We start from the raw sequence: 21,607 nt of genomic DNA, 5'->3' as shown, positions 1-21,607 counted from the left end.
CCCCGGCGCATCGTCCCGGATCTCGGATCCGCGGCGATGCGCTCATTTCTTGTCGTAGCATCGTCCCGAAAGCCGGTGGCCACCTTTCGGGACGATGCTCTCGTCTCGCCCTGTTCCGGCCGGTGTCGATCCGCGCACGCCGTCTCGTCCCCGCACGGGATGGCGGTTTCGGCGGGATCGCGTCGGAAAACGGCGGCGGGTGCCTCGGCTTTCGTGCCTATTCGCGTTCGATCCGGATCAATTGCGGTGCCTCGGCGAGCAGGCCGTCGCGGTCGATGGCGGCGAGCGCCTCGCGGACATTGCCCTCGGTCGCGGCGTAGGTGATCAGCACCAGCGGCACCGGCTGGCCGGAGAGGCCCTGCGGATCGCTGGAGGCGGCCTTGGCGGAGCGGCGCTGGACGATGCTCTCGATCGAGATGTTGGCCTCCGCCATCCGGGTGGCAACGCCGGCCGCGACGCCGGTGCGGTCGTGCACGGTCAGCCGGATGTAGTAGCCGCCCTCGTGGCGCTGCATCTCGACCCAGCGCGGCGGCGCAAGGCCCGCGATCGGCTGGCCGAAGGTGGGGCGCACGAGCCCGAGCGCCACATCGGTGATGTCGGCGACGACCGCGGAGGCCGTGGCCGCCCCGCCGGCGCCGGGGCCGATCAGGGTCAGCTCGCCGACCGCATCCGCATCCACGGTGACGGCGTTGGTGACGCCCATGACCTGGGCGATGGCCGAGGCTTTGGCCACCATGGTCGGGTGGACCCGCTGCTCGATCCCCGCCTCCGTCGCCTGCGCGACGCCGAGCAACTTGATGCGGTAGCCGAGTTCGTCGGCCATGGTGAGGTCGAGGGGCTGGATCGCCGAAATGCCCTCGACCGAGACGCCCTCGGCGTCGATCTCCACGCCGAAGGCGAGGCTGGTGAGGATGGCGAGCTTGTGGGCGGTGTCGAAGCCCTCGACGTCGAAGGTCGGGTCGGCCTCGGCGTAGCCGAGCGCCTGCGCGTCCTTGAGGCAGGCCTCGAAGGTCAGCCCCTCCGCCTCCATGCGGCTGAGGATGTAATTGCAGGTGCCGTTGAGGATTCCGTAGACGCGGGAGATCGCGTTGCCGGAAAGCCCCTCGCGGATCGCCTTGATGACCGGGATGCCGCCCGCCACAGACGCCTCGTAGGCGAGCGCGACGCCGTTCGCTTCGGCCAAACGGGCGAGCGCCGCACCGTGATGGGCGAGCAGCGCCTTGTTGGCGGTCACGACATGTTTGCCGGCGCCGAGCGCCGCTTCGACCGCCGCCTTGGCCGGCCCTTCCGAGCCGCCGACGAGTTCGACGAACACGTCGATTTCGGGTGAGCGCGCGAGCGCCACCGGATCGTCGAACCAGTGCAGGCCCGACAGATCGACGCCGCGGTCGCGGCTCCGGTCACGGGCGGAGACGGCGGTAACGGTGATCGTGCGGCCGGTCGCGGCGGTGAGCGCCTCGGCGCGGCGGGCGACCATGTGCAGGACGGAGGCACCGACCGTGCCGAGCCCCGCAATGCCGAGGCGAAGGGTCTGCGTCATGGAAGTTCGCACCGTAATCGACGTTGGCACCGGACCTGTTCCGGATCGCCGCCCGACGGCCGCTGCTCGCTCAAAGGATCGCCTGGGCGGCGGTCCGGCGAGGGCGCGGAAGACGTCTGGGACGGCGCGCACTTCTGCAACGATTTGGGGCCGGTACGCAAGGAAACGGGACGGGAAGGGTGTGGCAGGCGCCCATGCGAGGGGCGAGGCCGGGGGCGCCACGCGGGTTCCGGCTTGCCGAAGATTGGCCTCAAACCGGAGCTCTTCTCCTGGCTCGGTAGCGCTACGCTCGAGCCGCAGGCTCCGGCCGCGCTGCCGGCAGCAACGCGATGGCGCCGCTGGGCGCGAATCTCAGGAGTTTCGACGATGAGGGGCATCCTTCTCGGGGGCGTGGTGGCGAGCGCCCTGGCGCTCGGCACGGCGCCCGCCGCCCAGGCACGGGACGGCATCGGTCCGGGTGGTGCTGCGGCGCTCGGCGTGCTCGGCGGCCTTGCCGTCGGTGGCGCGATCGCAGCGGCCAACGATCCCTATTACCCCGGCAAGCCGGTCTACCGGGCACCCCCGCGGCCGGTCTATGTCGAGGGCCCGATCTGTCACTTCGAGCGCCGCGAGACCATCGACCCCTACGGCGACATCTACATCCGGCGCGTGCGCGTCTGCGAGTGATACGGTTTCTCTCCTCTCCCTCGCGGGGAGGAGAGGATTTCAGCGCAGTTGCAGGCTGTCCACCACCTGACGGAACAGGGGCAGCATCTGCCCGCGCTGGTCGGCGCGGGTGACGCCCACGGCGCGGATGTAGCCGTCCGGGTTGAAGCGGATCGTCTGCGAGACCACCACCGGCTGGCTCGAGGGGATGTCGACGGCGCGCGCCACGATCTCGTGCCAGTCGATGCCGTTCTGGCGATAGCTCTGAGACCGCTCGATGACGAAGTCCTTCATCGTCTGGTTGGCGTAGAGCGAGGCGCGGGCGAAGCCGTCGCGCTGCTCCTGCGGCGTCGGCTGCTGCACCGCCTGGGCGACCACGAGGATCGGCTGTTCCAGGTTGGTGACCTGATCGCGCGGGCCGAGGGTCAGCAGCACGGAATTGCCGGCCAGCGCCCGCACCGGGCGGAAGCCCGCGAGGTCGCCGATGCGGAAGGGCAGGGCGGCGATCTGCTGGTCGAGGGACAGCGCCCCGCGGATGCGCAGGCCCGTGAGCATGCCGCGCATCGACTCGTCGGTCTCGGCCTCGACGGCGGCCTGGGCGATGATGATGCCGGTCACCTCCGGGGCGCCGACGATGAGGAGCCACTTGCGCGCTGCGGGCGTGCCCTGACCGTCGGCGGGCGTCAGCTCACCGGTGAACAGCACGCCCTCGGCCCCGCCGTCGAGCGTCACCGGCTCGCGGGTCTGGACGACGAGCCCCTGCGTCTTGAGGTTCTCGTCGGTGAAGCTCTGCTTGAGTTCGGGATAGGCGCCGGCCGGCAGTTCGACGATCGAGAGCATCGCGCCGCCGCCGAGCCGCTCGAAGCCGGTGAAGCGCTTCGAGATCGTCATGTCCGACGGCGGCTTGAAGCCGAACCGCGAACTCGGCGGAAAGATCGCGTCCTCGGCACGCGCCGGCGACAGGGGGGCGGACACGGCCCCCGCCAGCACGGTCGCCGCAAGGATGGCGGCGGCGAGCCCGCGGGAGAACAGACGCAACGGCATCACAGGTTGTCTCCGAAGAGCCCTTCTCGGCTCAGGCCCATCCGCGATGGGTCGTCCGCCACGGATATCCTGTCAAGCGCGGCAGAAAGCCGAGGGAGGCGTAGGGATTATTTCCCGCGCCAACGCCGCCATTGCTGCTCGATCCAGCGGGCGGATTTCTCCATCGGCACCTTGAGGCCGGGCACGTCCTGGGCCAGCAGCGCAAGGCCGAGCGGGAGCATCCACAGGCCGAGCACCGGCAGGATCGAGAAGATGCCGCCGAGGATCAGCAGGATCGCGGCGAGCAGCCGCACCGGAAAGCGCGCCGGCTCGCGCAGCCACGCCACCCCGCGCTGCACCGACTCGGGAAGCTTCTGGCTGGCGCGGTCGACCCGCTCGTCCCAATCGCGGGCCGTGACCGGTGCCGGAGCCTGCGGTGAGGCTGGCGTGGCTCGGGCCGGTTCCATGTCGCGCGCGTTCTCCATTCTCTCAGAATGACGATGCAGGCCGAAAGGTTCGCCGATTCCCGTTCATTCGGCCCGTTACCCGGTGATGAACAATCCGGCGATGGCCGCGCTGGTGAGGTTCGAGAGCGTGCCCGCGAGGATCGCGCGCAGGCCGAACCGGGCGATCTCGGGCCGGCGCTCGGGAGCGAGACTGGTGAAGCTCGCGAGCTGAATCGCCACCGAGGCGAGGTTGGCGAAGCCGCAGAGCGCGAAGCACAGGATCGCGCTCGTGCGCGGGTCGAGGGTGCCGGCCTTCAGAATCGGCGAGAGGCTGGCATAGGCCAGGAACTCGTTGAAGGCGATCTTCTGGCCGATGGCGCCGCCGACGAGGGTCGCCTGCTCCCACGGCACGCCCAAGAGCCAGGCCAGCGGCGCCAGCACGACGCCGAGAATGCCCTCGATCGAGAGGCCGGCGAACCCGAACACGCCGCCGGTCCAGCCGATGGCGGCGTTCACCAGCGCGATCAGCCCGACGAAGGCGATCAGCATGGCGCCGACCGCGACCGCGACGCCGAGACCCTTCTGCGTGCCGTCGGCGGCGGCCTCGATCAGGTTGGCCGCCCGCGCCTCGCCGAACTCGACGCGCGTCGTGAGGATGCGCGTCGGCTCGGTCGAGGGCACGAGGATCTTGGCGTAGAGCAGCCCGCCGGGAATCGCCATGAACGAGGCGGCGAGGAGATACGGCATCGGCACGCCGAGTGCGGCGTATCCGGCGAGGATCGAGCCGGCGGTAGAGGCCGCCCCGCTCGTCATCACCGCGAACAGCTCGGCCCCGGTCAGCGCCGCGAGGAAGGGGCGCAGGGCCACGGCGATCTCGCTCTGCCCGATGAAGATGGTGACGACCGCCGAGAACGATTCGATCGGCGAGGTGCCGAGCAATTTTCGCAGACCCGCGCCGAGAAACCGGGCCAGCGCCTGCATCACCCCGAGATGGTAGAGCACGCCGATCAGCGCCGAGACGTAGAGGATCTGCGGCAGCACCCGCAGGGCCAGAATGAAGCCCGAGCCGCCGAACAGCTCGAACATCCGCGGCTCGACGAGGCCGCCGAACAGGAAGGCGGTGCCCCGGTCGCCGAAGGAAAGCACGGTGGTGACGACATCCGCCACCGCGCCGAGCGCCCTCTGCCCGGCGGGCACGAACAGCATCAGCGCGCCGATCCCGACCTGAAGCGCCAGGGCGGCCAGTACCACCCGTGGCCGGATCGCCCGCCGGTTCACCGAGAACAGCCACGCCACGGCGAGCAGCAAGGCAACGCTCGCGCCGGCATGGAACAACCTGTCGAGCATTTTTCGGACCGGGCGGGGAGAGGGTAGGGCTTCCGGCGCATGCGCGAACCGGGCCAGGACGGCAATGGAGGCCGGCTGCCGCTGCGGTTCAGGCGAAGCGCCAGACCGAGGATCGCTTGATCTCGGCATCCTCCAGCGCCCGCGTGACCGGCACTTCGTAGGTCACGAGCGGGATCAGGCGTTCGCGGGGCAGGTAGGAGCGGCCGGGATCGCCGATCAGGACCGTGCGTCCGCGCCCATGCAGGTCGCCGAGCCAGCCGCCGACCGCGGCGGCGAGGTCGCGCTCGTAGAAGATGTCGGCGGCCAGAACGCAGGCCGCATCCGTGCCGATCAGGTCGCTGCCATCCGCGGTGATGCGGTCCGCCACGCCGTTGGCGGCGGCGTTGAGCGGAATCGCGTGGAGCGCGAAGGGATCGAGGTCGCTCGCGGTGACATGGGCCGCGCCGGCCATCGCGGCGGCGATGGCGACGAGCCCGGAGCCCGAGGCGAAATCGACCACCCGCCGCCCCGCTACGGTCGCGGGGTTGTCGAGAATGTAGCGGGCGAGCGCCTGTCCCCCGGCCCAGGCGAAGGCCCAGAACGGCGGCGGCAGGCCGATCGCCTCCAACTCGTCCTCGGTCTTCTGCCACAGCGCGGTCGCCTCGTCGGCGACGTGCAGGACGATCTCGGGGGCGTGCGGTACCGGGCGCAACGCCGTGTGCTCGCGGATGAAGCGGAGAGGGTCGTGGCCAGCCGCGTCGAACGTTGCCAAATCAGATCTCGCTCTGCATAAGGTTTTTACTCTTCAGGAATACTGATCAATATGGGCGAAAGCGAAGCGTTTGTATTGGAGTCCCGTCCTCTTTATCTTGAAGAATTTCGGTCCTTATGCCGGCTGTCTCAAAAATATCGCGATGCCCATGCAGGGCCCAAGGCGATCATCAGATCAAAATTGGCGGCTCTGGTGTTTTTGTCTTTGATAATAACTTGCCCTATCTTGTATAATTTCGAGGCTTACATAGAGTATCCATTGATATTCGGGGGAGGAGATAGGTTCTTCGTCCTCAATGGGAGTTGGATGCTCATGCTTGCGCTGTACGCATTCCTGCTCGGAGTGCTCATGCACGCGGCAGGTTGCGCAGCCTCGGCGACCCAGGCGATCGAAACGGAATGGTCCGCGCGACTCAGGCTGTCTTGGACGGAAACGCGCATTGACCATCGGGGCGTCACCGTCGAGGGACCCGCCGCCGCAGTCTTTCAGGCTTGGTCGACCATGACGGAGGTCCGATCCGAGGCGGGCCTGATCGCTTTCGTGACGAACGGCGTGATTCTGCTGGCCGTCCCCGAAGCGGTGATATCGACTGAGGAGCGCGATCGCGTCGTCGCCTACTGTGCCGCCAGGATCGCCGAAACCTGCTAGATCGCCGCAACGGATCGAGCTGCGTCTTCCGCTGAGCGCGACCCTTCCGATCATCAACCCAAAAGCTCCGCGTAGAGCCCCGCCACCGTCTCGGCGACGGCCGCTTCCGTGTAGCCCCCTTCGAGGATCCGCGCTCGCGCCGCCGCACCCATCCGGGCGACGAGCGCCGGATCGGCGGCGAGCCGCGTCAGCGCGGCGGCGAGCGCGGCGGCGTCGCCCGGCGGCACGAGCAGGCCTTCGACGCCGTCGCGCACGAGGTCGCGGCAGCCCGGTACGTCGCTGGTGAGGATCGCCCGGCCGCAGGACGCCGCTTCCAGCAGCGTGCGCGGCAACCCTTCGCCGCCGCGGGAGGGCAGGGCCCCGACATGGTGGGCGGCGAAGATGCCGGCGACATCCTGTGTCGGCCCATGCCACGTGATCCCGTCGCGCGACCAGTCCCGCAGGGTTGCCTCGGGGATCGCCCGGCGGTTCGAGGGATCGGGCGCGCCGTAGAGCGAGAGTTCCACCGCCGCACCCCCGGCGCGGGCCTGCCGCACCGCCTCGACCGCGACGTCGATGCCCTTCGACCACAGCATCCGCGCGACGATCACCACCTTCAGCGGGGCCGGCGGCGGCAGCGGGCGCGGCGCGTAGGCCTTGGGATCGACGCCCGCGCCGCCGACCAGGGTCACGGCGGTGTCGGACGGGTCGAGACCGAGGGCGCGGGCGTCGTCCGGGTTCTCGAACAGGAAGCGGGTCTGCGGGCTCGCCAGCGGGCCGCGGATCAGCCCTTTCAGGGCGAGACGCGAGAGCCGCCCGGTCGCGTCCGCGCGGGCGCCGAGCAGGCCGAGACCGGTCAGCGCGAAGACGCGGCGCGGGATGCCGGCCATCGCCGCGGCCGTACCGCCGACGAGGATGCCGCGCAGCGCCACGCAATGGACGATGTCGGCCTTCAACGCCTTCAGGATGCCCGCGAGCTGGCCCGCGGCGTAGCCCGCCGCCATCGGGTTGAGGCTGGAGCGCTCGGCTTCCAAGGGCACGACGCGGATGCCGGCGGCCTCGATCACGGCGCGGTGCGCGCGCACCCGCGTCACCACCGCGACCGAGAGTCCCATCTGCCGGGCGGCGCGCGCCATCGGCAGGAAGTGCGAGGCGAAGAACCAGTCCTCCGTGACGACGAAGACGAGGCTTTTGCCGGCGTAAGAGGCTGTTGAGGCGGTCATCGTGCGTGGCCATAGCACGGGGCCCGCGCCGGAACAGCGCCGGCTTTCGCCCGGTTGATGCCCCACGGATCAGGGAGGGCGTCATGCTGTCGGAGGAGGTCGGAGCCGGCGTGGTCGATCCCCGCGAGGCCGCGCGGGATGCGGGCCTGCGCTACGTGGACGATTCCAAGCCCGGCCTGCGGCGCAAGCGCAACGGCAAGGGCTTCCGCTACATCGACCCGAAGGGCGCCCCGGTCCGCGACGCGGAGGAGATCGCCCGGCTCAAAAGCCTCGCGATCCCGCCGGCCTACACGGAGGTGTGGATCTGCCCGCACCCGAACGGCCATATCCAGGCGACCGGGCGCGACGAGAAGGGGCGCAAGCAGTACCGCTACCATCCCCGCTTCCGCGAGGCGCGGGAGGCCTCGAAATTCCACCGCATCATGGCCTTCGCCGAGGCTCTGCCGGGCATCCGCGCGCGGATCGACGCCGATATGGGCAAGCGCGGCCTGCCCCGCGAAAAGGTGCTCGCCACCGTGGTCCACCTCTTGGAGACCACGCTGATCCGTGTCGGCAACGACGATTACGCCCGCTCCAACAAGAGCTACGGCCTCACCACCCTGCGCGATCCGCATGTGAAGGTGGCCGGCTCCGAGATGCGCTTCCGCTTCAAGGGCAAGAGCGGCAAGGAATGGTCGGTCTCGGTGCGCGACCGCCGCGTGGCCAAGATCGTCAAGGCCTGCCAGGACCTGCCCGGCCAGGAGCTGTTCCAGTATCTCGATGAGGATGGCCAGCGGCGCGACGTCACCTCTTCGGACGTGAACGCCTACCTGCGTGAGATCACGGGCGAGGATTTCACCGCCAAGGATTTCCGTACCTGGGCCGGCACGGTGCTGGCGGCCCTGGCGCTGCGGGAGTTCGAGGCGTTCGACAACGCGGCCAAGGCCAAGAAGAACCTGCGCGCGGCGATCGAGTCGGTGTCGTCCCGGCTCGGCAACACGCCGACCATCTGCCGCAAGTGCTACATCCACCCGCAGATCCTCGACTGCTACCTCGAAGGCGGGATGCTGCTGCAGGTGAAGGAGGCGGTCGAGGGCGAACTCAAGAACGAACTCGACGTGCTGCGCCCGGAGGAGGCGGCGGTGCTGAGCCTGCTTCGGGCCCGTCTGGAACGGGCGACGAAGGCCGCCTCCAAGGGTGCGAAGAGCGAGAGCACGACGAAGATCGAGCCGCCGCGTCAGACCGGAGGCCGCAAGGCGAGGGCGACCGGCACGAAGCGCACCTCCGGGGGCAGACGGGCGGCGTGAGACGGTCCGCAGGCGCCGGTCAGGTGCCGCTCTGGACGATGGCGCCGTACCAGCCGAGCCCTCGATAGGTCTCGTAGCCCGGCGTTCTGTGAAAGGCGGTGACGGCTCCAGTCCGAGGATCGCGGACGATCCCGCTCTCCCGCCCGTTCAGCTCCACGGCGAGCGTCTCGGTGAGAACGCCCTTGCCGTCGGAGGCGGCGAGGATGCGGCGCTGCGCGTCCACGAGCACCACGCGGGTACGCGCCCGGTCCTCCTGCGCGATCCGCACGCCCTCGACGATCGATTTCGCCTGGGCTTCCCAATCGAAGTGGATGGCGAGGACGCCGCAGGCCGGAGCGCCGTTCGTCTCGTAGATCCCGGCGGCATAGGTCGCGACCTGTGCGCCGCCGAGTTGCGCCTCGCGCCGGACCTCGCCGGGAACGTAGTCGTCGCTGCCCGACAAGCGGATCGCATCCCGGAACCAGGGCTCGCCCGCGACGCTGCGCCCGCGCAGGTTCGGATAGCGCTGGGGCCGGCCGTTGGCGAGGACGGTGCCGTCGCGGCCGCATAGCCAGAGATCGAGATAGACCGTGTAGGCCGAGAGGATCACCCCGAGCCGCTTTGAGGCATAGTCGGCGGTCCCCGAACCGCCGTCCCGGTCCGGCCGCGCGGCGCAGGCGACCACCGCCGCGTCGGTGGCCCACCAGCGCACGTCGCAGGTTCGCTCATAGAGGTTGCGGTCGATCAGCTCGATGGCGTTGAGGGAGAGATCGACCAGGCGCTCGCCTTCCGCCTTCGCCGTCATCGCATCGACGCCCTGCTGCAACTCGCCGATCCGCGCGGTCAGTCCGGTTTCCAGTTCCCGCGCCAGCGCCTCGATCTCGGCACCGATTCCGCGCACCTCCTGAGCCACCACCGAGAAGCCGCGCCCGTGCTCCCCGGCGCGGGCGGCCTCGATCAGCGCGTTGAGGGCCAGCATCTTCGCTTGGGCGGTGATCTGCCGGATGCGTCCGACCCGATCCTGAGCGATGCGTCCGACTTCCCGGGTCAGGTCGGCGATGGTCTTCGGCTCGTGGTCCGGCTGCTGCCCGGCTTCGGCTTGAGACGAGAAAGGAACCAATGCTGGTGCCGGCATGGCGATAACCCGGTTTGCGTGCAGACCGTGTTATCGGCAACGGGATTAACATAGGTCTAAATCGAGACGCTTTGCGACGTTCAAGCCGTGCCATCGGAGAGAAATCAGCGCGTTGCCGCGCCGGCTGACCTGTTTAAGGTTCGGGGTTGGCAATCGCCGATCCCGGCGCGGTCAATCCGCACAAGGGATGGGCGCGGAGAACCGGCGTCGTCGAAGACCGGTTGATGGATGAATTGGCGCGGCTGGCCGTACGGCACGACAGCCGCGACCGCGCGAACCGCGGTGACGCCACGGTCAGGAAGGTGAAGCGATGGAACTCGACGCCCTGATGCTCTCGCGCATCCAGTTCGGCTTCACGATGGCCTTCCACATCATCTTCCCGGCCTTCACCATCGGTCTCGCCGCCTTCCTCGTCCGGCTCGAGGGGCAATGGCTGTGGACGAGGAACCCGATGTACCGGGTGCTCTACCGCTTCTGGGTGAAGGCCTTCGCGGTCTCGTTCGGCCTCGGCGTCGTCTCAGGCATCGTGATGAGCTACCAGCTCGGCACGAACTGGTCGCGCTATTCCGACTTCACCGGCAACGTGCTGGGCCCGCTGATCCAGTACGAGGTCATCACCGCCTTCTTCCTGGAGGCGGGCTTCCTCGGGATCATGCTGTTCGGCTGGGACCGGGTCGGCGACCGGCTGCACTTCCTGGCGACCTGCATGGTCTCGCTCGGCACGCTGATCTCCGCCTTCTGGATCCTCTCGGCCAATTCCTGGATGCAGACGCCGGCGGGCTTCACGATCGAGAACGGCCGGGCGGTGGCCACCGACTGGTTCGAGGTGATCTTCAACCCAAGCTTCCCGATCCGCTACGCGCACATGGTGCTCGGCTGCTTCCTCACCACCGCCTTTGCGGTGTCGGGCATGGCCGCCTGGATGATCCTGCGCACCCGCAAGGAGCCGCCGGCGAAGGTCCAGGGGGCCCGGGTCTCGCTCTCCATGGCGCTCTGGTTCGCGCTGATCTTCACGCCGATCCAGATCTTCGTCGGCGACACCCACGGCCTCGGCGTGCTCAAGCACCAGCCGACCAAGCTCGCGGCGATCGAGGCGAACTGGGACACCCAGGCCAACATGCCGCTGCTGCTGTTCGCGATCCCGAACATGGAGGCCGAGCGCAACGACTTCGAGATCGGCATTCCGAGGCTCGGCTCGTTCATCCTGACCCACGACTTCTCCGGCGTGGTGCCGGGCCTGAAGGACGTGACGCCGGACAAGCGCCCGCCGGTCTGGCCGGTGTTCTATGCCTTCCGCGCCATGGTCGCGATCGGCATGGCGATGCTGCTCCTGAGCCTGTGGAGCCTGTATCTGCGCTGGAAGGGCACGCTGTTCACGAACCGCGTCTTCCTCACCTGCGCCATGCTGATGACGCCCTCGGGCTTCGGCGCGGTGATCTTCGGCTGGTTCACCGCCGAGATCGGGCGTCAGCCCTATATCGTCTACGGCCAGCTCAAGACGGCGGACGCCCATTCGCCGCTGACGGCCCAGGCGGTGACGACCTCGCTCATCGCCTTCATCGTCGCCTACGCAATCATCTTCGGCTTCGGCAGCTACTATCTCGCCAAGCTGCTGCGCAAAGGCCCCGAGCCGTTCGAGCCCTCGGTGCAGGGCGAGGATGTCGGCCGCAAGCCCAAGCGTCCCCTCTCGGCGCTGGACGAGAAGCTGGAGCCGCGCTCCATCTAGCGCATCGTTCCGAAAGGCGGTTGCCGGCGCGTCGGAACCATGGTCCCGAAACGTCCGCCCGATGCGAGCGGGTCGGATGCGGCTCCGGGCCTTCAGGCCCGGGCGGCGTGTGCAGCGTGGCGGGCCGGGCTGCGCGGCGCCTCGGTGTCGAGCACCGGGGCGAGACCGAGCTGGCGGGCGAGGGTGACGAGATCCTTGAGGCGGCCGGTCTGCGTCTTGCGGCGCAGGTTGAGCCGGTGGGTCTCGACCGTCCGGACGCTCAGCGAGAGCCGCCGGGCGACCTCCTTGTTGCTGAAGCCGGCACTGAGGAAGCGCAGAACCTCCGCCTCGCGCGGGGTAAGCCCGATGGCCGTATCCTCGGCGGAGGGGCAGGCGGAGGACGACGCGGCCGACGGCGCGGGTGGGGCTCCCTTCGCGAGGGCGAGCACGCTGGCGCAGACCTCGTCCGCCGGGGTGCCGCAGCCGACGAAGGCGTCGGCCCCGGCGGCGATCAGCCGATGCATCGCCGACGCGTCGAGGGTCCGGAACACCGCGAGCACCCGCAGCCAGGGCCGTCCTTTGCGCAAGGCCGCGATCCGCGCGCAGCCGGCTTCCGCTCCCGCTCCGTCCACCGGGACCAGCGCGACCGCCGGCACCGGACCGCCACGGGCCAGATCGTCCTCGCCGATGGTGCGCAGGGCCGGTGCGTGCTCCAATTCGGCGCGCATCCGTGCATCGAGCCCCGACTGCTCGTCGACGATCAAAAGCTCGACAGCCCGGCTCGCCGTGTGGCTGGCGGTGTGATTGACGGCCTGGCTCATGCCGCTCCCCTCTCGTCCCGCCGCAGAACGGTGCGGCTTGTGCGGATGGGGAAGAACAAGAGTCGTTCCAGCGGTTTAGGGGACTTTATTGCCCCGAAACGTTCCCTCGCGGTGCCGCCCGGCGGTCACCGTCCCGCTTCGGGACGGGATGGGGCCGAGCAATGCCCCGGCTGGGCGTGTTTCACGCGGTCCGGGACAGGATGAGGTCGGACATCGCCGAGACCACGCGATTGCGGCCCGTCGTCTTGGCTTCGTACAGGGCGATGTCGGCCCGCTTCAGAAGGCCCTCGACGGTCTCGCCCTCGGACCATTCGCTCACGCCGAAGCTGCACGTGAGCCGCACCGGCCCCTTGGTCGAGCGGATGCGCAGATCGGAGGTCTTGAGGCGCAGGCGGGAGGCGACCGCCTCGGCCTCCGTGAGACGCTGACCGGCGAGCATCACCGCGAATTCCTCCCCGCCCAGGCGCCCGGCAATGCCCTCCGCCTCGATCATCCCCGCCACGGCCTTGATCGCCGCGTCGCCGACATCGTGGCCGTGCTCGTCGTTGATGCGCTTGAAATGGTCGATGTCGAGGATCACCGCGCAGAGATGCCCGAACGACCCGGCCTTCTGGGCGGCCTCCCGTGTGCGCTGCAGGAAGGCGCGGCGGTTGAGCAGGCCGGTGAGCGAATCGGTCTCAGCGAGCCGGATCAGGTCGCTCTGGAGCGTGGTGAGGCGCTCGGCTGCCCGCATGCGCGCCTGCAATTCCTCGGCGCCCGGCGGCTTGTCGATGAAGTCGTCGGCGCCGCTGTCGAGAGCCTCGGCGAGGTTGCGGGCGTTGCGGGCCGAGGACATGGCGATGATCGAGAGCGGACGGCTCGACTCGGACAGCAGGCGGGCCGACCAGCACAGTTCCAATCCGCTCAACGGACGGACTTCCAGGCTCGTGATCAGGGCCCGGACCTTCGGATTGTCGGTGATGTAGGCCAGCGCCTCACCGGAGTCCGTGAACTGCGTCACCACATGACCCCGCGGTTCGAGCATGCCGGCCACGATTCGCAGGACGACACGGCTCGAATCCACGATGACGATGTGCACGGCTCTACCCCCCGGTGATTGGCGTAGATTGTGCGCAAGACAGGTTAAGGGCCCGTCTAGAGTTCATACCGCATCAAGGGAGGAAGCTGCCTCTTGGGCGACGGTCCTACCGGGAACGGGCCGGGACCCGGACCGACACCACCTGGGCGCCGAATTCCCCGCCCTCGGAACGGGGTGCCGGATCGGTCCAGATGCCCCTGGAATCCTTCGAGAGGACGCGGGCGCCGTGTCTGCGGGCTGCGGGACGGAGACCGGCGGAAGCGGGCCCTTCGATCACGGTCAGGGTCGGGCGCGCGACAGGTGTGTCGCGGATGCCGGCCGCCGTGGGAATGCCGTAGGTGCCGTAGCCCCAGGCCGGCGGCACGAGGCGGCTCGTGCTGGGCAGACGCGTGAACGGTGCGCCGAGATAGGCGCCCTCAATCACCGGCCCGGCGAAGCGGTAGCCGCCCCCGCCGTAGCCGTAGCCGTAATATGGGTCCGCCGCGGCGCCCGAGGCGGCGCCGAGTGCGAACAGGGTGGCGAGACCGGCGGCGAGGGCAGGGCGCATGGGGCGGGGCTTCTCCGGTGGCGCAACGGCGAGACATGCGCGATTCATGAAACCAAATCGGCGGCGCCTATGCTCGTTCCGCTGCCCCTCGTCCCGCCAGCCGATGCAGAATGCTGAGACGGGCGCTCTGCCGGCCGATGGCGTCCGCCCCCGTCGTTCCGTGTCTAGCGGCAGATCGTGACGCGGCGGACGATCCAGCCCTCGCCCTCGATCCACAGGCGACGGCGCTGCTTGTTGCAGTTGGCGCTCTCCTCGTCGCTGTCCGAGGTCGTCGCGGCCGCCTGAGAGACCTGAGCGGCCTCGGCGACCTGGGTGGTGCTGCGGCCCGTGCCCGGCGCGGCGAGGCTCGGCGTCGCGGTCAGGCCGATCAGGGCGAGGCCGAGGAGGGCCGCGGCGGTGGAGTGCGCGTTCATGATATCCTGCCCGCGCGCCGCTGGGGGCGCGCTTCAACGGTTCGGTCGGGGCGGCCGGTGTCCCGCCGTGCAGGCGCCGCCGCATATTGAATCAACAATCCCCAACGTGGCCATTGGGTTTCGCGCGACCTTCCGGAAAACGGCAAAAATTTGTCTGCGTCTCCCTGCGTTGTCGGCGGTGTTGCCTGCGGCGACGGAGCGCGATCCCGTGTGCCTGCTGCGATGCTTGCGAGAATGGTGCAAAGGGTTGTACTGGCACGCGAAGCGAAACATCGGGCTTCGTCGTCCGAAACTGGACCGCTCTTCTTGTTAGGAACGTTTCCAAACTGCGTTTTGCATCAAAACAACATTGTATCGTGACAAGTATTCGCGGTGCCGCAAGGAGCGGCATCGCCGTTGAGACAGACAATTCGCCGGGACGCGGGTTCCGCCGATCGAAACGGGAGCAATCGGATGACGGACGGATCGACGTTCGTGCAGGCTTTCATCATCCTGTTCCGTGAGGGACTGGAAGCTCTGCTGGTTATCGCAGCGCTCGCTGCCTTCCTTCGCCGTGCGGATGCGGCGGAGCGGATCGCACCGGTCTATATCGGGGCGCTCGCCGCCGTCGTCGCCAGCGTCGTCATGGCGTGGGTGTTCGCGACCTTCTACGACGGCAATCACAGCGACCTGTTCGAGGCCGGTGTGATGCTCGCGGCCGCGGTGCTGCTGTTCTACATGAGCGGCTGGATGTTCCTCCGCCAGGACCCGAAGGCGTGGCAGGCGGACCTCAACCGCCTTGCCGAGCGGGCACTCGGCGCGGGCACCATGCTGTCGCTCGCCGGCATCGCCTTCCTGGCGGTGTTCCGCGAGGGCGCCGAGACGATCCTGTTCGTCCACACCCTGGCCAAGACCGCCAACGGCTTCGATGCCGCATTGCTGGGCGGGCTCGCAGCCGCGACCCTAGCGCTAGTGGCGATGTTCGTGGCGATGCAGTGGCTGGCGCTGCGCTTGCCGCTGCGCCCGATGTTCGTGGTGACCTCGGCCTTCCTGTTCTTCATGGGACTGCGGATGGTCGGCCAAGCGTTCCAGGAGCTTCAGGAGCAGGCACTGATCCCCTTCACCACGGACGGTGTGCCCGCCTTCGTCTCGGAATGGGGCCTGAGCAACGGCAGCTGGGAGGCGCTCGGCACCCAGCTCGCGATCCTGGCCGTGGCCGCGGCGGCGGCCCTCGTCAGCCTTCGGCGCAAGGCAGGCGGCGGCACCGAGGTGCGCGAGGGGCGGCCGGTCTCGGCCGCGTCCTGATTTTGGCGATGGGGCTCCCCGCTCGGGGAGCCCTTTTGCTTTCACGCCGCCGTCATCGGCGGCGTTTTCGTTTCAGGGCGAGAGGCCCTGGCCCTCACACCTTCAGCCGGGACTTGATCCGGTAGGTCAGTCCGTCGCGCACGTCGCGGTAGCCGTCGAGGCGCTGCTCGCGCGTGCCCTCCTGCATCAGCGTCGGGTCCGGCGTCGGCCAGTACTCGACATCCGCCGCAAGCGTGTGGGTCAGTTCGAGCGCCCGGTGGTGCGCCTCCGGCGAGAGGGTGATGATCAGGTCGAAGTTCAGCCCCTCCCAATCCTCGAGCTGCTCGATGGTGCGCGGCTTGTGGCGGGAGGCGTCGATGCCGATCTCGTCCAGGGCCGCGACCATGAACGGATCGCTCGGTTCGCCCGAGCGCACGCCGGCGGACTGCACGTAGGTGGATTTGCCGAAATAATGGCGCGCGATCGCCTCCGCCGCCAGCGAGCGCACCGCGTTGAAGTTGCACATGAACAGGACGGACTGAACCCGCCGCTTCTTGGGCCCGGTCCCGGGGATCGTGTCGTCCGTCATGCCCCGCCCGGGTGCTTCCCACGAAACCCCCGCCGCATCGTCATGCCTGCGGAGGAGCGGTCAACGACCGGAAATCCTGTGGAGCACTCCGAGAGCATCGCCGCGAACGGGCGCCGGCTTGTCGGAAAAGACGATGCAAACACCGTGACCCCTCGCGAAACGCCCACGCCGTCTTGCGCCGATGCACCACGGATCGGGCGTTTCATGAGGTGCTCGCGCACACGCTGATATAGATCCGCTCCGGAATTCCCCAAAGCGTAGCATTCTGCCGAGTGCTCCACCTTCAGGCAGGATAAAGCCGCGATCGTCACCCCTTCCAGTGAAGGGCGAAGATCAGCGTGAACAGGCGCCGCGCCGTGTCATGGTCGAGATCGACCTTGCCTTCGAGGCGCTGCCGCAGCAGCTCGGATGCTTCGTTGTGCAGGCCGCGCCGCCCCATATCGATCGCCTCGATCTGCGTCGGCGAGGCGGTGCGGATCGCGCTGTAATAGCTCTCGCAGATCATCTCGTAGTCGCGGATGACCCGGCGGAACGGAGTGAGCGAGAGCAGGTGGGTCATCACCGGCTCGCCCGCCTCGGTCGCGATCGCGAAGGACAGCTTGTTCTCGACGAGGCCGAGGACCAGCCCGTACGGGCCCTCGTCGCGCTCGGGGATCGTGAAGGAATTTTCCTCCAGGATGTCGTAGATCGCGATGGCGCGCTCGTGCTCCTGGTCGGGGTTGCCCCGGCCGATCGAGCCCTCGTCGAAACGCACCGCCGCGAGCCGGTTTCGCGGCTTTGCCGGTGCCTCGCCCTGCGCGTCTTGCGCCCCCTGCTTCGGTTCGGCCTTCATCGCCGGCGCCTTCTCGCGTCAGCACCCGAATCCGGGCGCCTTGTTTCCGTCACATGAGCCGCAAGCCGGGCCCGCACGCAAGCGCTCCGGGCGATCGATCCGAAACGTGATCCCGGCCGGTCGGAGGCCCTAGAGGTTGAGCCGGATCGATACGGAGCGGGCATGCCCGTCGAGACCCTCGGATTCGCCGAGAGCGATCGCGGCGGGCCCGAGCGCCCGCAAGGCGGCCGGATCGCAGCGCAGGATCGAGGTGCGCTTCATGAAGTCGAGCACCCCGAGCCCCGAGGAGAACCGCGCCGAGCGGGCGGTCGGCAGGACGTGGTTCGGGCCGCCGACATAAATCGCCGATGGCTTCCGGCGTGTGCGCGCCGAGGAAGATCGCCCCCGCGTTCCGGATTTTCAGCGACAACGCGTCGGCGTCCTCGGTCTCGATCTCGAGATGTTCGGGCGCGATGGCGTCCACGAGCGGCACCGCCTCGTCGAAATTTTGGACGCGGATGATCGCGCCGTAATCGCGCCAACTGGCGCGGGCGATCTCGGCCCGCTTCAGGGTCGCGAGCGCGCGCTCGACCGCGGCCTCGGTCGCGTCGGCCAACTCGTCCGAGTCAGTAACGAGCACGGCCTGTGCCGCGGTGTCGTGCTCGGCCTGGGCCAGCAGGTCGGCGGCGATCCAATCGGGGTTGGCGTGGCGGTCGGCCAGGATCAGCACTTCGGAGGGGCCGGCGATCATGTCGATGCCGACCTGTCCGAACACCCGGCGCTTGGCCGCCGCGACCCAGGCATTGCCGGGGCCGACGATCTTGGCCACCGGCGCGATGGTTTCCGTGCCGTAGGCGAGCGCGGCCACCGCCTGCGCTCCGCCGACCCGGTAGATTTCGGTGACGCCGGAGAGTTTGGCCGCAGCGAGCACCAGCGGGTTGAGCTGACCCTCGGGGGTCGGCACCACCATGACGATGCGCGGCACGCCCGCGACGCGCGCCGGCACCGCGTTCATCAGCACCGAGGAGGGATAGCTCGCGGTGCCGCCGGGCACGTAGAGCCCGACCGATTCGATCGCGGTCCAGCGCCAGCCGGCGGTGACGCCGAGATCGTCGGTGGAGAGGTGATCCTCGGGGATCTGGCGGCGGTGATAGGCCTCGATCCGCTCGGCCGCGAGAGCCAGGGCAGCGCGGGCCTCTGGCGGACAGGCGTCCACTGCCGCCTCCACCTCTTCGGCGGTGATGCGCAGGGAAGCCGGCGCGAAATCCTGGCCGAGCCGGTCGAAGCGGCGGGTGTAATCGACGAGCGCCGCGTCACCGCCGGAGACGACCCCCGCGATGATGCCGCGCACGGTCTCGTCCACATCCTCGGAGATCTCGCGCTTGAGGCCGAGCAGGCGCTTGAACGCCTCCGCGAAATCGGGAGAGCGGCTGTCGAGACGGATCATCGGGCGATATCGGCGGTTCGGGGGAGGGGGATCACGGGCGGTTCTCGACGAGGTTGCGCACGGCCTCGTGGTCGGGGCGGCCATCGGCTTCCCAGACGGGGCCGAGATCCTTCAGGCGCACCTCGATGCATTCGAGTTCGAGCCGGATCGCGGCCCCGCCCGAAAAGACCAGGGTCGCGACGCCGGACGGCGCCTCGGTTTCCTCGAAGGTGATCGCCAGCAGGCTCAAGGGATCGCCGGAGGTCGCCCCCGGCGTGATGCCCTTGGTCTTCACCGAGAGCACGCGTTCGAAATGCAGGCCCGACAGGCGTCGCCGGGGCGGCTGACCCGGCGGCACCGACCAGTCGAAACGGCGCGCCGCCAGGGCGAAGCGGTGCTCGCCCGGCAGCCACGCGAGATCCTCTGCCCGCAGGATCGCGTCCTGAAGGTGGGCAGAGATGACGGCGAGATCCTCGGCATCGAGGGCGGCGAGCTTGAGAAGCTCCATCATTACGCTCCGAGCTCTCCGACCGAACACGCGGCGAGCGGATTTCGAGGCGTAGGTAGCGACGCGACCCGCCTGCGGCAACCGGCAGCCGGACGGGTCGGAGCGCGTTTCAGCGACCGGGAGGCCGGTTCGGCATCGGAAAGACCGCGCCGCGCAGGAGCGCGAGCCGTGCCCGGCGCGTCATGTCCGAGCCGCGATCACAGGCTGCGGTTCTTTTGAGCTCATCGTGCGTTCATGAGCGCATGGCTAAGGTCAGCGTGACTTTTCCAAGTCATCCGGAGGGGATGCGGACGATGCAAAACGGAGTTCTGGCCATAGGGCGCACCTTGGGGGTCGTCCTGGCCCTCGGGTTCGTGGCGAGCCCGGCGAGCGCCCAGTCTTATCGCGATGGTTATGACAGTCCGCGCCGCTACGACGACGGCTACAGCCGCCGCTCCCGCGATGACGACGACGGTTATGGTCGGCGCCGCTACGGCGATGATGGTGGCCGGCGCCGCCGCTTCGAGGATGAGGATGATGGTCCGCGCTTCCGGGGGCCGCCCCGCGGCGGACGCGGCGGCAGCGTCTGCATCACCGCCCGCGGCAGCTGCGCGACGGGCTTCGCCCCGCCGAACGCGCCCTGCGCCTGCGATATTCCCGGCTTCGGCGTGAAGCGCGGCGCCATCGCCCGCTGACCCCTCGGATCGTTTTAAAACAGTCTCGGCCTGCACCGCGCGGTGCAGGCCGTTTTCGTGTGGGGCCGAGTGGTAAGATCGGCGCCGGGCGCCGTCAGGCCCGCACGCGCTCGATCTGCGCGCCGCAGCGGGCGAGCTTGGCCTCCAGGGCCTCGAAGCCGCGGTCGAGGTGGTAGACGCGGTTGATCTGCGTCTCGCCTTCCGCGGCGAGCGCGCCGATCACCAGCGAGACCGAGGCGCGCAGGTCGGTGGCCATGACGGGCGCGCCCTTCAGGCGCTCGACGCCCTCGACCACGGCGAGATCGCCGTCGAGGCGAATCCGCGCGCCGAGGCGGGCCAGCTCCTGCACGTGCATGAAGCGGTTTTCGAAGATCGTCTCGCGGATGCGCGACTGGCCCTTGGCCAGCGTCATCAGCGCCATGAACTGCGCCTGGAGATCGGTCGGGAAGCCGGGGAACGGGTCGGTCGTCACGTCGGCCGGGCTGATGCCGCCGCCGTTGCGGCGCACGCGGATGCCGTCGGGCAGGGCCGTGACCTCGGTGCCGGTGGAGGCCAGGGTCTCGAGGGCCGAGGCGAGCAGGTCGGTGCGGGTGTTGACCAGGGAGACGTCGCCCCCGGTCATCGCCACCGCCATGGCGTAGGTGCCGGTCTCGATCCGGTCGGGCAGAACCTCGTGCCGGGTGCCGCCGAGGCGTGCCACGCCCTCCACGACGATGCGGGAGGTGCCCGCACCCTCGATCCGTGCGCCCATCTTGATCAGGCATTCGGCGAGATCGACGACTTCCGGCTCGCGGGCGGCGTTGTCGAGTACCGTCGTGCCGTAGGCGAGTGCGGCCGCCATCAGGGCGACATGGGTGCCGCCGACCGTGACCTTGGGGAAGTCGATCTCGGTGCCGCGCAGCCCGTTCTTCGTCTTCGCGACCACGTAGCCGCCGTCGATCTCGATCTCGGCGCCGAGCTTTTCCAGCGCCATGAGCAGCAGGTCGACCGGACGTGTGCCGATGGCGCAGCCGCCGGGCAGCGACACCTTGGCCTCGCCGAAGCGGGCCAGCAGCGGCGCGATCACCCAAAAGCTCGCCCGCATGGTCGAGACGAGTTCGTAGGGCGCGGTGGTGTCGATGACGTTCGAGGCGGTGAGCCGGACGGTCTGGCCGGTCTCGGCGGTCTGCCCCGGCCGCTTGCCGACGACCATGTGATCGACACCGTGATTGCCGAGAATGCGCGTCAGCGCCGCGATGTCGGCGAGCCGCGGCACGTTGATGAGTTCCAGCGTCTCCCCGGTGAGAAGGCTTGCGATCATCAGCGGCAGCGCCGCGTTCTTGGCGCCCGAAATCGGGATCGTGCCGTTGAGCGGCGTGCCGCCGGTGATGTGGATGCGGTCCATCGGAATCCTCGGAGCACCCCCGTTCCGATCGCGGAGGTCGCCTTGCGTGCCGGGCGCGAGCGCCCCTTGTTCAGGGTGGAGGTATAGGCGGTATCCGGCAAAAAGAAGAAGCGTGGCCGTTCGGTTCCATCCCGCGCCCGAAGCATCGCTCCAATAACGTGGCGCAGGAGAGGCAAGTCGGGCGGCGGGAGCTAGCTCTTCTCGGCCGGTTCGGCCGGCGGCGCCTTCGCGGGCTCGGGTGCGTCGTCGGCCCGGCTCCGGGCTTGCGCCTTGCGGCGGCGCAGGTTGTCGCGCAGGGCCGCTTTGAGGCGGGCGGCGCGCTCCTCGTCTTTGGTCGCCATCTCGCGTTCCGAAACGATTTCACCCGGCGCGGAGCGCCCGTCGCC

The 21,607-nt window shown here is 69.1% G+C and carries 23 protein-coding genes and 1 pseudogene; 7 read left to right on the top strand and 17 right to left on the bottom strand.

Translation table 11 applies throughout. The annotated features are described in order from the left end of the window. Positions 1–217 precede the first annotated feature (217 nt). Positions 218–1,540, bottom strand: coding sequence for a homoserine dehydrogenase (locus tag M2437_RS23430; RefSeq protein WP_253388816.1), 1,323 nt, complete (start codon positions 1,538–1,540; stop codon positions 218–220). A gap of 366 nt (positions 1,541–1,906) precedes the next feature. Between M2437_RS23430 and M2437_RS23425 the strand changes: the two genes are divergently transcribed. Then, entirely contained in the window at positions 1,907–2,206 is a 300-nt protein-coding gene (locus M2437_RS23425) for a hypothetical protein (RefSeq protein WP_003603193.1), read from the top strand. A gap of 39 nt (positions 2,207–2,245) precedes the next feature. Here the strand turns inward: M2437_RS23425 and M2437_RS23420 are convergent, their stop codons facing one another. From M2437_RS23420 to M2437_RS23405, 4 genes are all read right to left on the bottom strand, one after another. Further along, complete coding sequence (locus M2437_RS23420; RefSeq protein ID WP_003603194.1) at positions 2,246–3,229, bottom strand: hypothetical protein; 984 nt, start codon at positions 3,227–3,229, stop codon at positions 2,246–2,248. Between the two features lie 107 nt (positions 3,230–3,336). After that, complete coding sequence (locus M2437_RS23415; protein WP_012752712.1) at positions 3,337–3,675, bottom strand: hypothetical protein; 339 nt, start codon at positions 3,673–3,675, stop codon at positions 3,337–3,339. 75 nt (positions 3,676–3,750) lie between these two features. Then, entirely contained in the window at positions 3,751–5,001 is a 1,251-nt protein-coding gene (locus M2437_RS23410) for a NupC/NupG family nucleoside CNT transporter (RefSeq protein WP_003603196.1), read from the bottom strand. A gap of 88 nt (positions 5,002–5,089) precedes the next feature. Next, positions 5,090–5,752, bottom strand: coding sequence for a class I SAM-dependent methyltransferase (locus M2437_RS23405; RefSeq protein ID WP_003603197.1), 663 nt, complete (start codon positions 5,750–5,752; stop codon positions 5,090–5,092). Positions 5,753–6,064: 312 nt separating this feature from the next. Here M2437_RS23405 and M2437_RS23400 point away from each other — a divergent pair, with 312 nt between their 5' ends. Beyond that, complete coding sequence (locus tag M2437_RS23400) at positions 6,065–6,400, top strand: hypothetical protein (protein ID WP_253388815.1); 336 nt, start codon at positions 6,065–6,067, stop codon at positions 6,398–6,400. A 53-nt stretch (positions 6,401–6,453) separates the two neighbouring features. Here the strand turns inward: M2437_RS23400 and M2437_RS23395 are convergent, their stop codons facing one another. Beyond that, positions 6,454–7,602: a glycosyltransferase gene (locus M2437_RS23395; protein ID WP_253388814.1), complete on the bottom strand. Its 1,149-nt coding sequence runs from the start codon at positions 7,600–7,602 to the stop codon at positions 6,454–6,456. Positions 7,603–7,685: 83 nt separating this feature from the next. Between M2437_RS23395 and M2437_RS23390 the strand changes: the two genes are divergently transcribed. After that, positions 7,686–8,888, top strand: coding sequence for a DNA topoisomerase IB (locus M2437_RS23390; RefSeq protein ID WP_056119480.1), 1,203 nt, complete (start codon positions 7,686–7,688; stop codon positions 8,886–8,888). Between the two features lie 19 nt (positions 8,889–8,907). Here the strand turns inward: M2437_RS23390 and M2437_RS23385 are convergent, their stop codons facing one another. Next, positions 8,908–10,002 (bottom strand): methyl-accepting chemotaxis protein, encoded by a 1,095-nt coding sequence (locus tag M2437_RS23385; protein WP_265245318.1) that lies wholly within the window; start codon positions 10,000–10,002, stop codon positions 8,908–8,910. 146 nt (positions 10,003–10,148) lie between these two features. Between M2437_RS23385 and M2437_RS23380 the strand changes: the two genes are divergently transcribed. Beyond that, the gene (locus M2437_RS23380; RefSeq protein WP_253388813.1) at positions 10,149–10,331 is read left to right on the top strand and encodes a hypothetical protein; all 183 of its coding nucleotides are present in this window, start codon (positions 10,149–10,151) and stop codon (positions 10,329–10,331) included. Continuing rightward, entirely contained in the window at positions 10,313–11,728 is a 1,416-nt protein-coding gene (locus tag M2437_RS23375) for a cytochrome ubiquinol oxidase subunit I (RefSeq protein ID WP_253388812.1), read from the top strand. The genes M2437_RS23380 and M2437_RS23375 overlap by 19 nt, the downstream gene beginning before the upstream one ends. Before the next feature lie 92 nt (positions 11,729–11,820). On the opposite strand, the gene M2437_RS23370 is transcribed toward M2437_RS23375, so the two are convergent. From M2437_RS23370 to M2437_RS23355, 4 genes are all read right to left on the bottom strand, one after another. Beyond that, positions 11,821–12,528, bottom strand: coding sequence for a response regulator transcription factor (locus M2437_RS23370; protein WP_253388811.1), 708 nt, complete (start codon positions 12,526–12,528; stop codon positions 11,821–11,823). Positions 12,529–12,709: 181 nt separating this feature from the next. Beyond that, a complete protein-coding gene (locus M2437_RS23365; protein WP_012253514.1) occupies positions 12,710–13,606 on the bottom strand; it encodes a GGDEF domain-containing response regulator in 897 nt (298 codons plus the stop codon). Between the two features lie 106 nt (positions 13,607–13,712). Beyond that, positions 13,713–14,153 carry a hypothetical protein gene (locus tag M2437_RS23360; RefSeq protein ID WP_253388810.1) on the bottom strand — a complete coding sequence of 147 codons (441 nt, stop codon included), beginning with the start codon at positions 14,151–14,153 and terminating at the stop codon, positions 13,713–13,715. A gap of 164 nt (positions 14,154–14,317) precedes the next feature. After that, positions 14,318–14,566, bottom strand: a complete 249-nt coding sequence (locus M2437_RS23355) for a hypothetical protein (RefSeq protein ID WP_015822555.1) — start codon at positions 14,564–14,566, stop codon at positions 14,318–14,320. Positions 14,567–15,019: 453 nt separating this feature from the next. Between M2437_RS23355 and M2437_RS23350 the strand changes: the two genes are divergently transcribed. Then, complete coding sequence (locus tag M2437_RS23350; protein WP_253388809.1) at positions 15,020–15,850, top strand: FTR1 family iron permease; 831 nt, start codon at positions 15,020–15,022, stop codon at positions 15,848–15,850. Positions 15,851–15,944: 94 nt separating this feature from the next. Here the strand turns inward: M2437_RS23350 and M2437_RS23345 are convergent, their stop codons facing one another. The 4 genes and pseudogenes from M2437_RS23345 to M2437_RS23330 all read right to left on the bottom strand — a co-directional run bounded on the left by M2437_RS23345 (position 15,945) and on the right by M2437_RS23330 (position 19,163). Next, complete coding sequence (locus M2437_RS23345; protein WP_253388808.1) at positions 15,945–16,418, bottom strand: arsenate-mycothiol transferase ArsC; 474 nt, start codon at positions 16,416–16,418, stop codon at positions 15,945–15,947. Positions 16,419–16,725: 307 nt separating this feature from the next. After that, on the bottom strand, positions 16,726–17,250 hold the full coding sequence (locus M2437_RS23340; protein WP_003601966.1) for a UPF0262 family protein: 525 nt from the start codon (positions 17,248–17,250) through the stop codon (positions 16,726–16,728). A gap of 129 nt (positions 17,251–17,379) precedes the next feature. Then, a pseudogene (gene hisD / locus M2437_RS23335) lies at positions 17,380–18,676 on the bottom strand (histidinol dehydrogenase). A gap of 31 nt (positions 18,677–18,707) precedes the next feature. Next, the gene (locus tag M2437_RS23330; protein ID WP_003601964.1) at positions 18,708–19,163 is read right to left on the bottom strand and encodes a DUF2948 family protein; all 456 of its coding nucleotides are present in this window, start codon (positions 19,161–19,163) and stop codon (positions 18,708–18,710) included. Positions 19,164–19,456: 293 nt separating this feature from the next. On the opposite strand from M2437_RS23330, the gene M2437_RS23325 reads away from it, so the two are divergent. Next, positions 19,457–19,837 (top strand): hypothetical protein, encoded by a 381-nt coding sequence (locus tag M2437_RS23325; protein WP_253388806.1) that lies wholly within the window; start codon positions 19,457–19,459, stop codon positions 19,835–19,837. A 94-nt stretch (positions 19,838–19,931) separates the two neighbouring features. On the opposite strand, the gene murA is transcribed toward M2437_RS23325, so the two are convergent. Beyond that, positions 19,932–21,221 carry a UDP-N-acetylglucosamine 1-carboxyvinyltransferase gene (murA, locus tag M2437_RS23320; RefSeq protein ID WP_003601962.1) on the bottom strand — a complete coding sequence of 430 codons (1,290 nt, stop codon included), beginning with the start codon at positions 21,219–21,221 and terminating at the stop codon, positions 19,932–19,934. Between the two features lie 191 nt (positions 21,222–21,412). Further along, positions 21,413–21,562, bottom strand: a complete 150-nt coding sequence (locus M2437_RS23315) for a hypothetical protein (protein ID WP_015822559.1) — start codon at positions 21,560–21,562, stop codon at positions 21,413–21,415. Positions 21,563–21,607 lie beyond the last annotated feature (45 nt).

The sequence above is a fragment of the Methylorubrum pseudosasae genome (assembly GCF_029504475.1).
In the GTDB taxonomy this organism is placed as follows: domain Bacteria; phylum Pseudomonadota; class Alphaproteobacteria; order Rhizobiales; family Beijerinckiaceae; genus Methylobacterium; species Methylobacterium extorquens.
This window is presented reverse-complemented; position numbering and strand designations above follow the sequence as displayed.

Excerpts from the sequence above, each read along its gene's own strand:
- M2437_RS23370 (WP_253388811.1), bottom strand. The coding sequence starts at position 12,528 with ATGAGCCAGGCCGTCAATCACACCGCCAGCCACACGGCGAGCCGGGCT.
- M2437_RS23315 (WP_015822559.1), bottom strand. The coding sequence starts at position 21,562 with ATGGCGACCAAAGACGAGGAGCGCGCCGCCCGCCTCAAAGCGGCCCTG.
- M2437_RS23345 (WP_253388808.1), bottom strand. The coding sequence starts at position 16,418 with ATGACGGACGACACGATCCCCGGGACCGGGCCCAAGAAGCGGCGGGTT.
- M2437_RS23390 (WP_056119480.1), top strand. The coding sequence starts at position 7,686 with ATGCTGTCGGAGGAGGTCGGAGCCGGCGTGGTCGATCCCCGCGAGGCC.
- M2437_RS23400 (WP_253388815.1), top strand. The coding sequence starts at position 6,065 with ATGCTTGCGCTGTACGCATTCCTGCTCGGAGTGCTCATGCACGCGGCA.
- M2437_RS23325 (WP_253388806.1), top strand. The coding sequence starts at position 19,457 with ATGCAAAACGGAGTTCTGGCCATAGGGCGCACCTTGGGGGTCGTCCTG.
- M2437_RS23425 (WP_003603193.1), top strand. The coding sequence starts at position 1,907 with ATGAGGGGCATCCTTCTCGGGGGCGTGGTGGCGAGCGCCCTGGCGCTC.
- murA (WP_003601962.1), bottom strand. The coding sequence starts at position 21,221 with ATGGACCGCATCCACATCACCGGCGGCACGCCGCTCAACGGCACGATC.
- M2437_RS23360 (WP_253388810.1), bottom strand. The coding sequence starts at position 14,153 with ATGCGCCCTGCCCTCGCCGCCGGTCTCGCCACCCTGTTCGCACTCGGC.
- M2437_RS23375 (WP_253388812.1), top strand. The coding sequence starts at position 10,313 with ATGGAACTCGACGCCCTGATGCTCTCGCGCATCCAGTTCGGCTTCACG.
- M2437_RS23415 (WP_012752712.1), bottom strand. The coding sequence starts at position 3,675 with ATGGAACCGGCCCGAGCCACGCCAGCCTCACCGCAGGCTCCGGCACCG.
- M2437_RS23430 (WP_253388816.1), bottom strand. The coding sequence starts at position 1,540 with ATGACGCAGACCCTTCGCCTCGGCATTGCGGGGCTCGGCACGGTCGGT.
- M2437_RS23355 (WP_015822555.1), bottom strand. The coding sequence starts at position 14,566 with ATGAACGCGCACTCCACCGCCGCGGCCCTCCTCGGCCTCGCCCTGATC.
- M2437_RS23395 (WP_253388814.1), bottom strand. The coding sequence starts at position 7,602 with ATGACCGCCTCAACAGCCTCTTACGCCGGCAAAAGCCTCGTCTTCGTC.
- M2437_RS23350 (WP_253388809.1), top strand. The coding sequence starts at position 15,020 with ATGACGGACGGATCGACGTTCGTGCAGGCTTTCATCATCCTGTTCCGT.
- M2437_RS23340 (WP_003601966.1), bottom strand. The coding sequence starts at position 17,250 with ATGAAGGCCGAACCGAAGCAGGGGGCGCAAGACGCGCAGGGCGAGGCA.
- M2437_RS23410 (WP_003603196.1), bottom strand. The coding sequence starts at position 5,001 with ATGCTCGACAGGTTGTTCCATGCCGGCGCGAGCGTTGCCTTGCTGCTC.
- M2437_RS23385 (WP_265245318.1), bottom strand. The coding sequence starts at position 10,002 with ATGCCGGCACCAGCATTGGTTCCTTTCTCGTCTCAAGCCGAAGCCGGG.
- M2437_RS23420 (WP_003603194.1), bottom strand. The coding sequence starts at position 3,229 with ATGCCGTTGCGTCTGTTCTCCCGCGGGCTCGCCGCCGCCATCCTTGCG.
- M2437_RS23330 (WP_003601964.1), bottom strand. The coding sequence starts at position 19,163 with ATGGAGCTTCTCAAGCTCGCCGCCCTCGATGCCGAGGATCTCGCCGTC.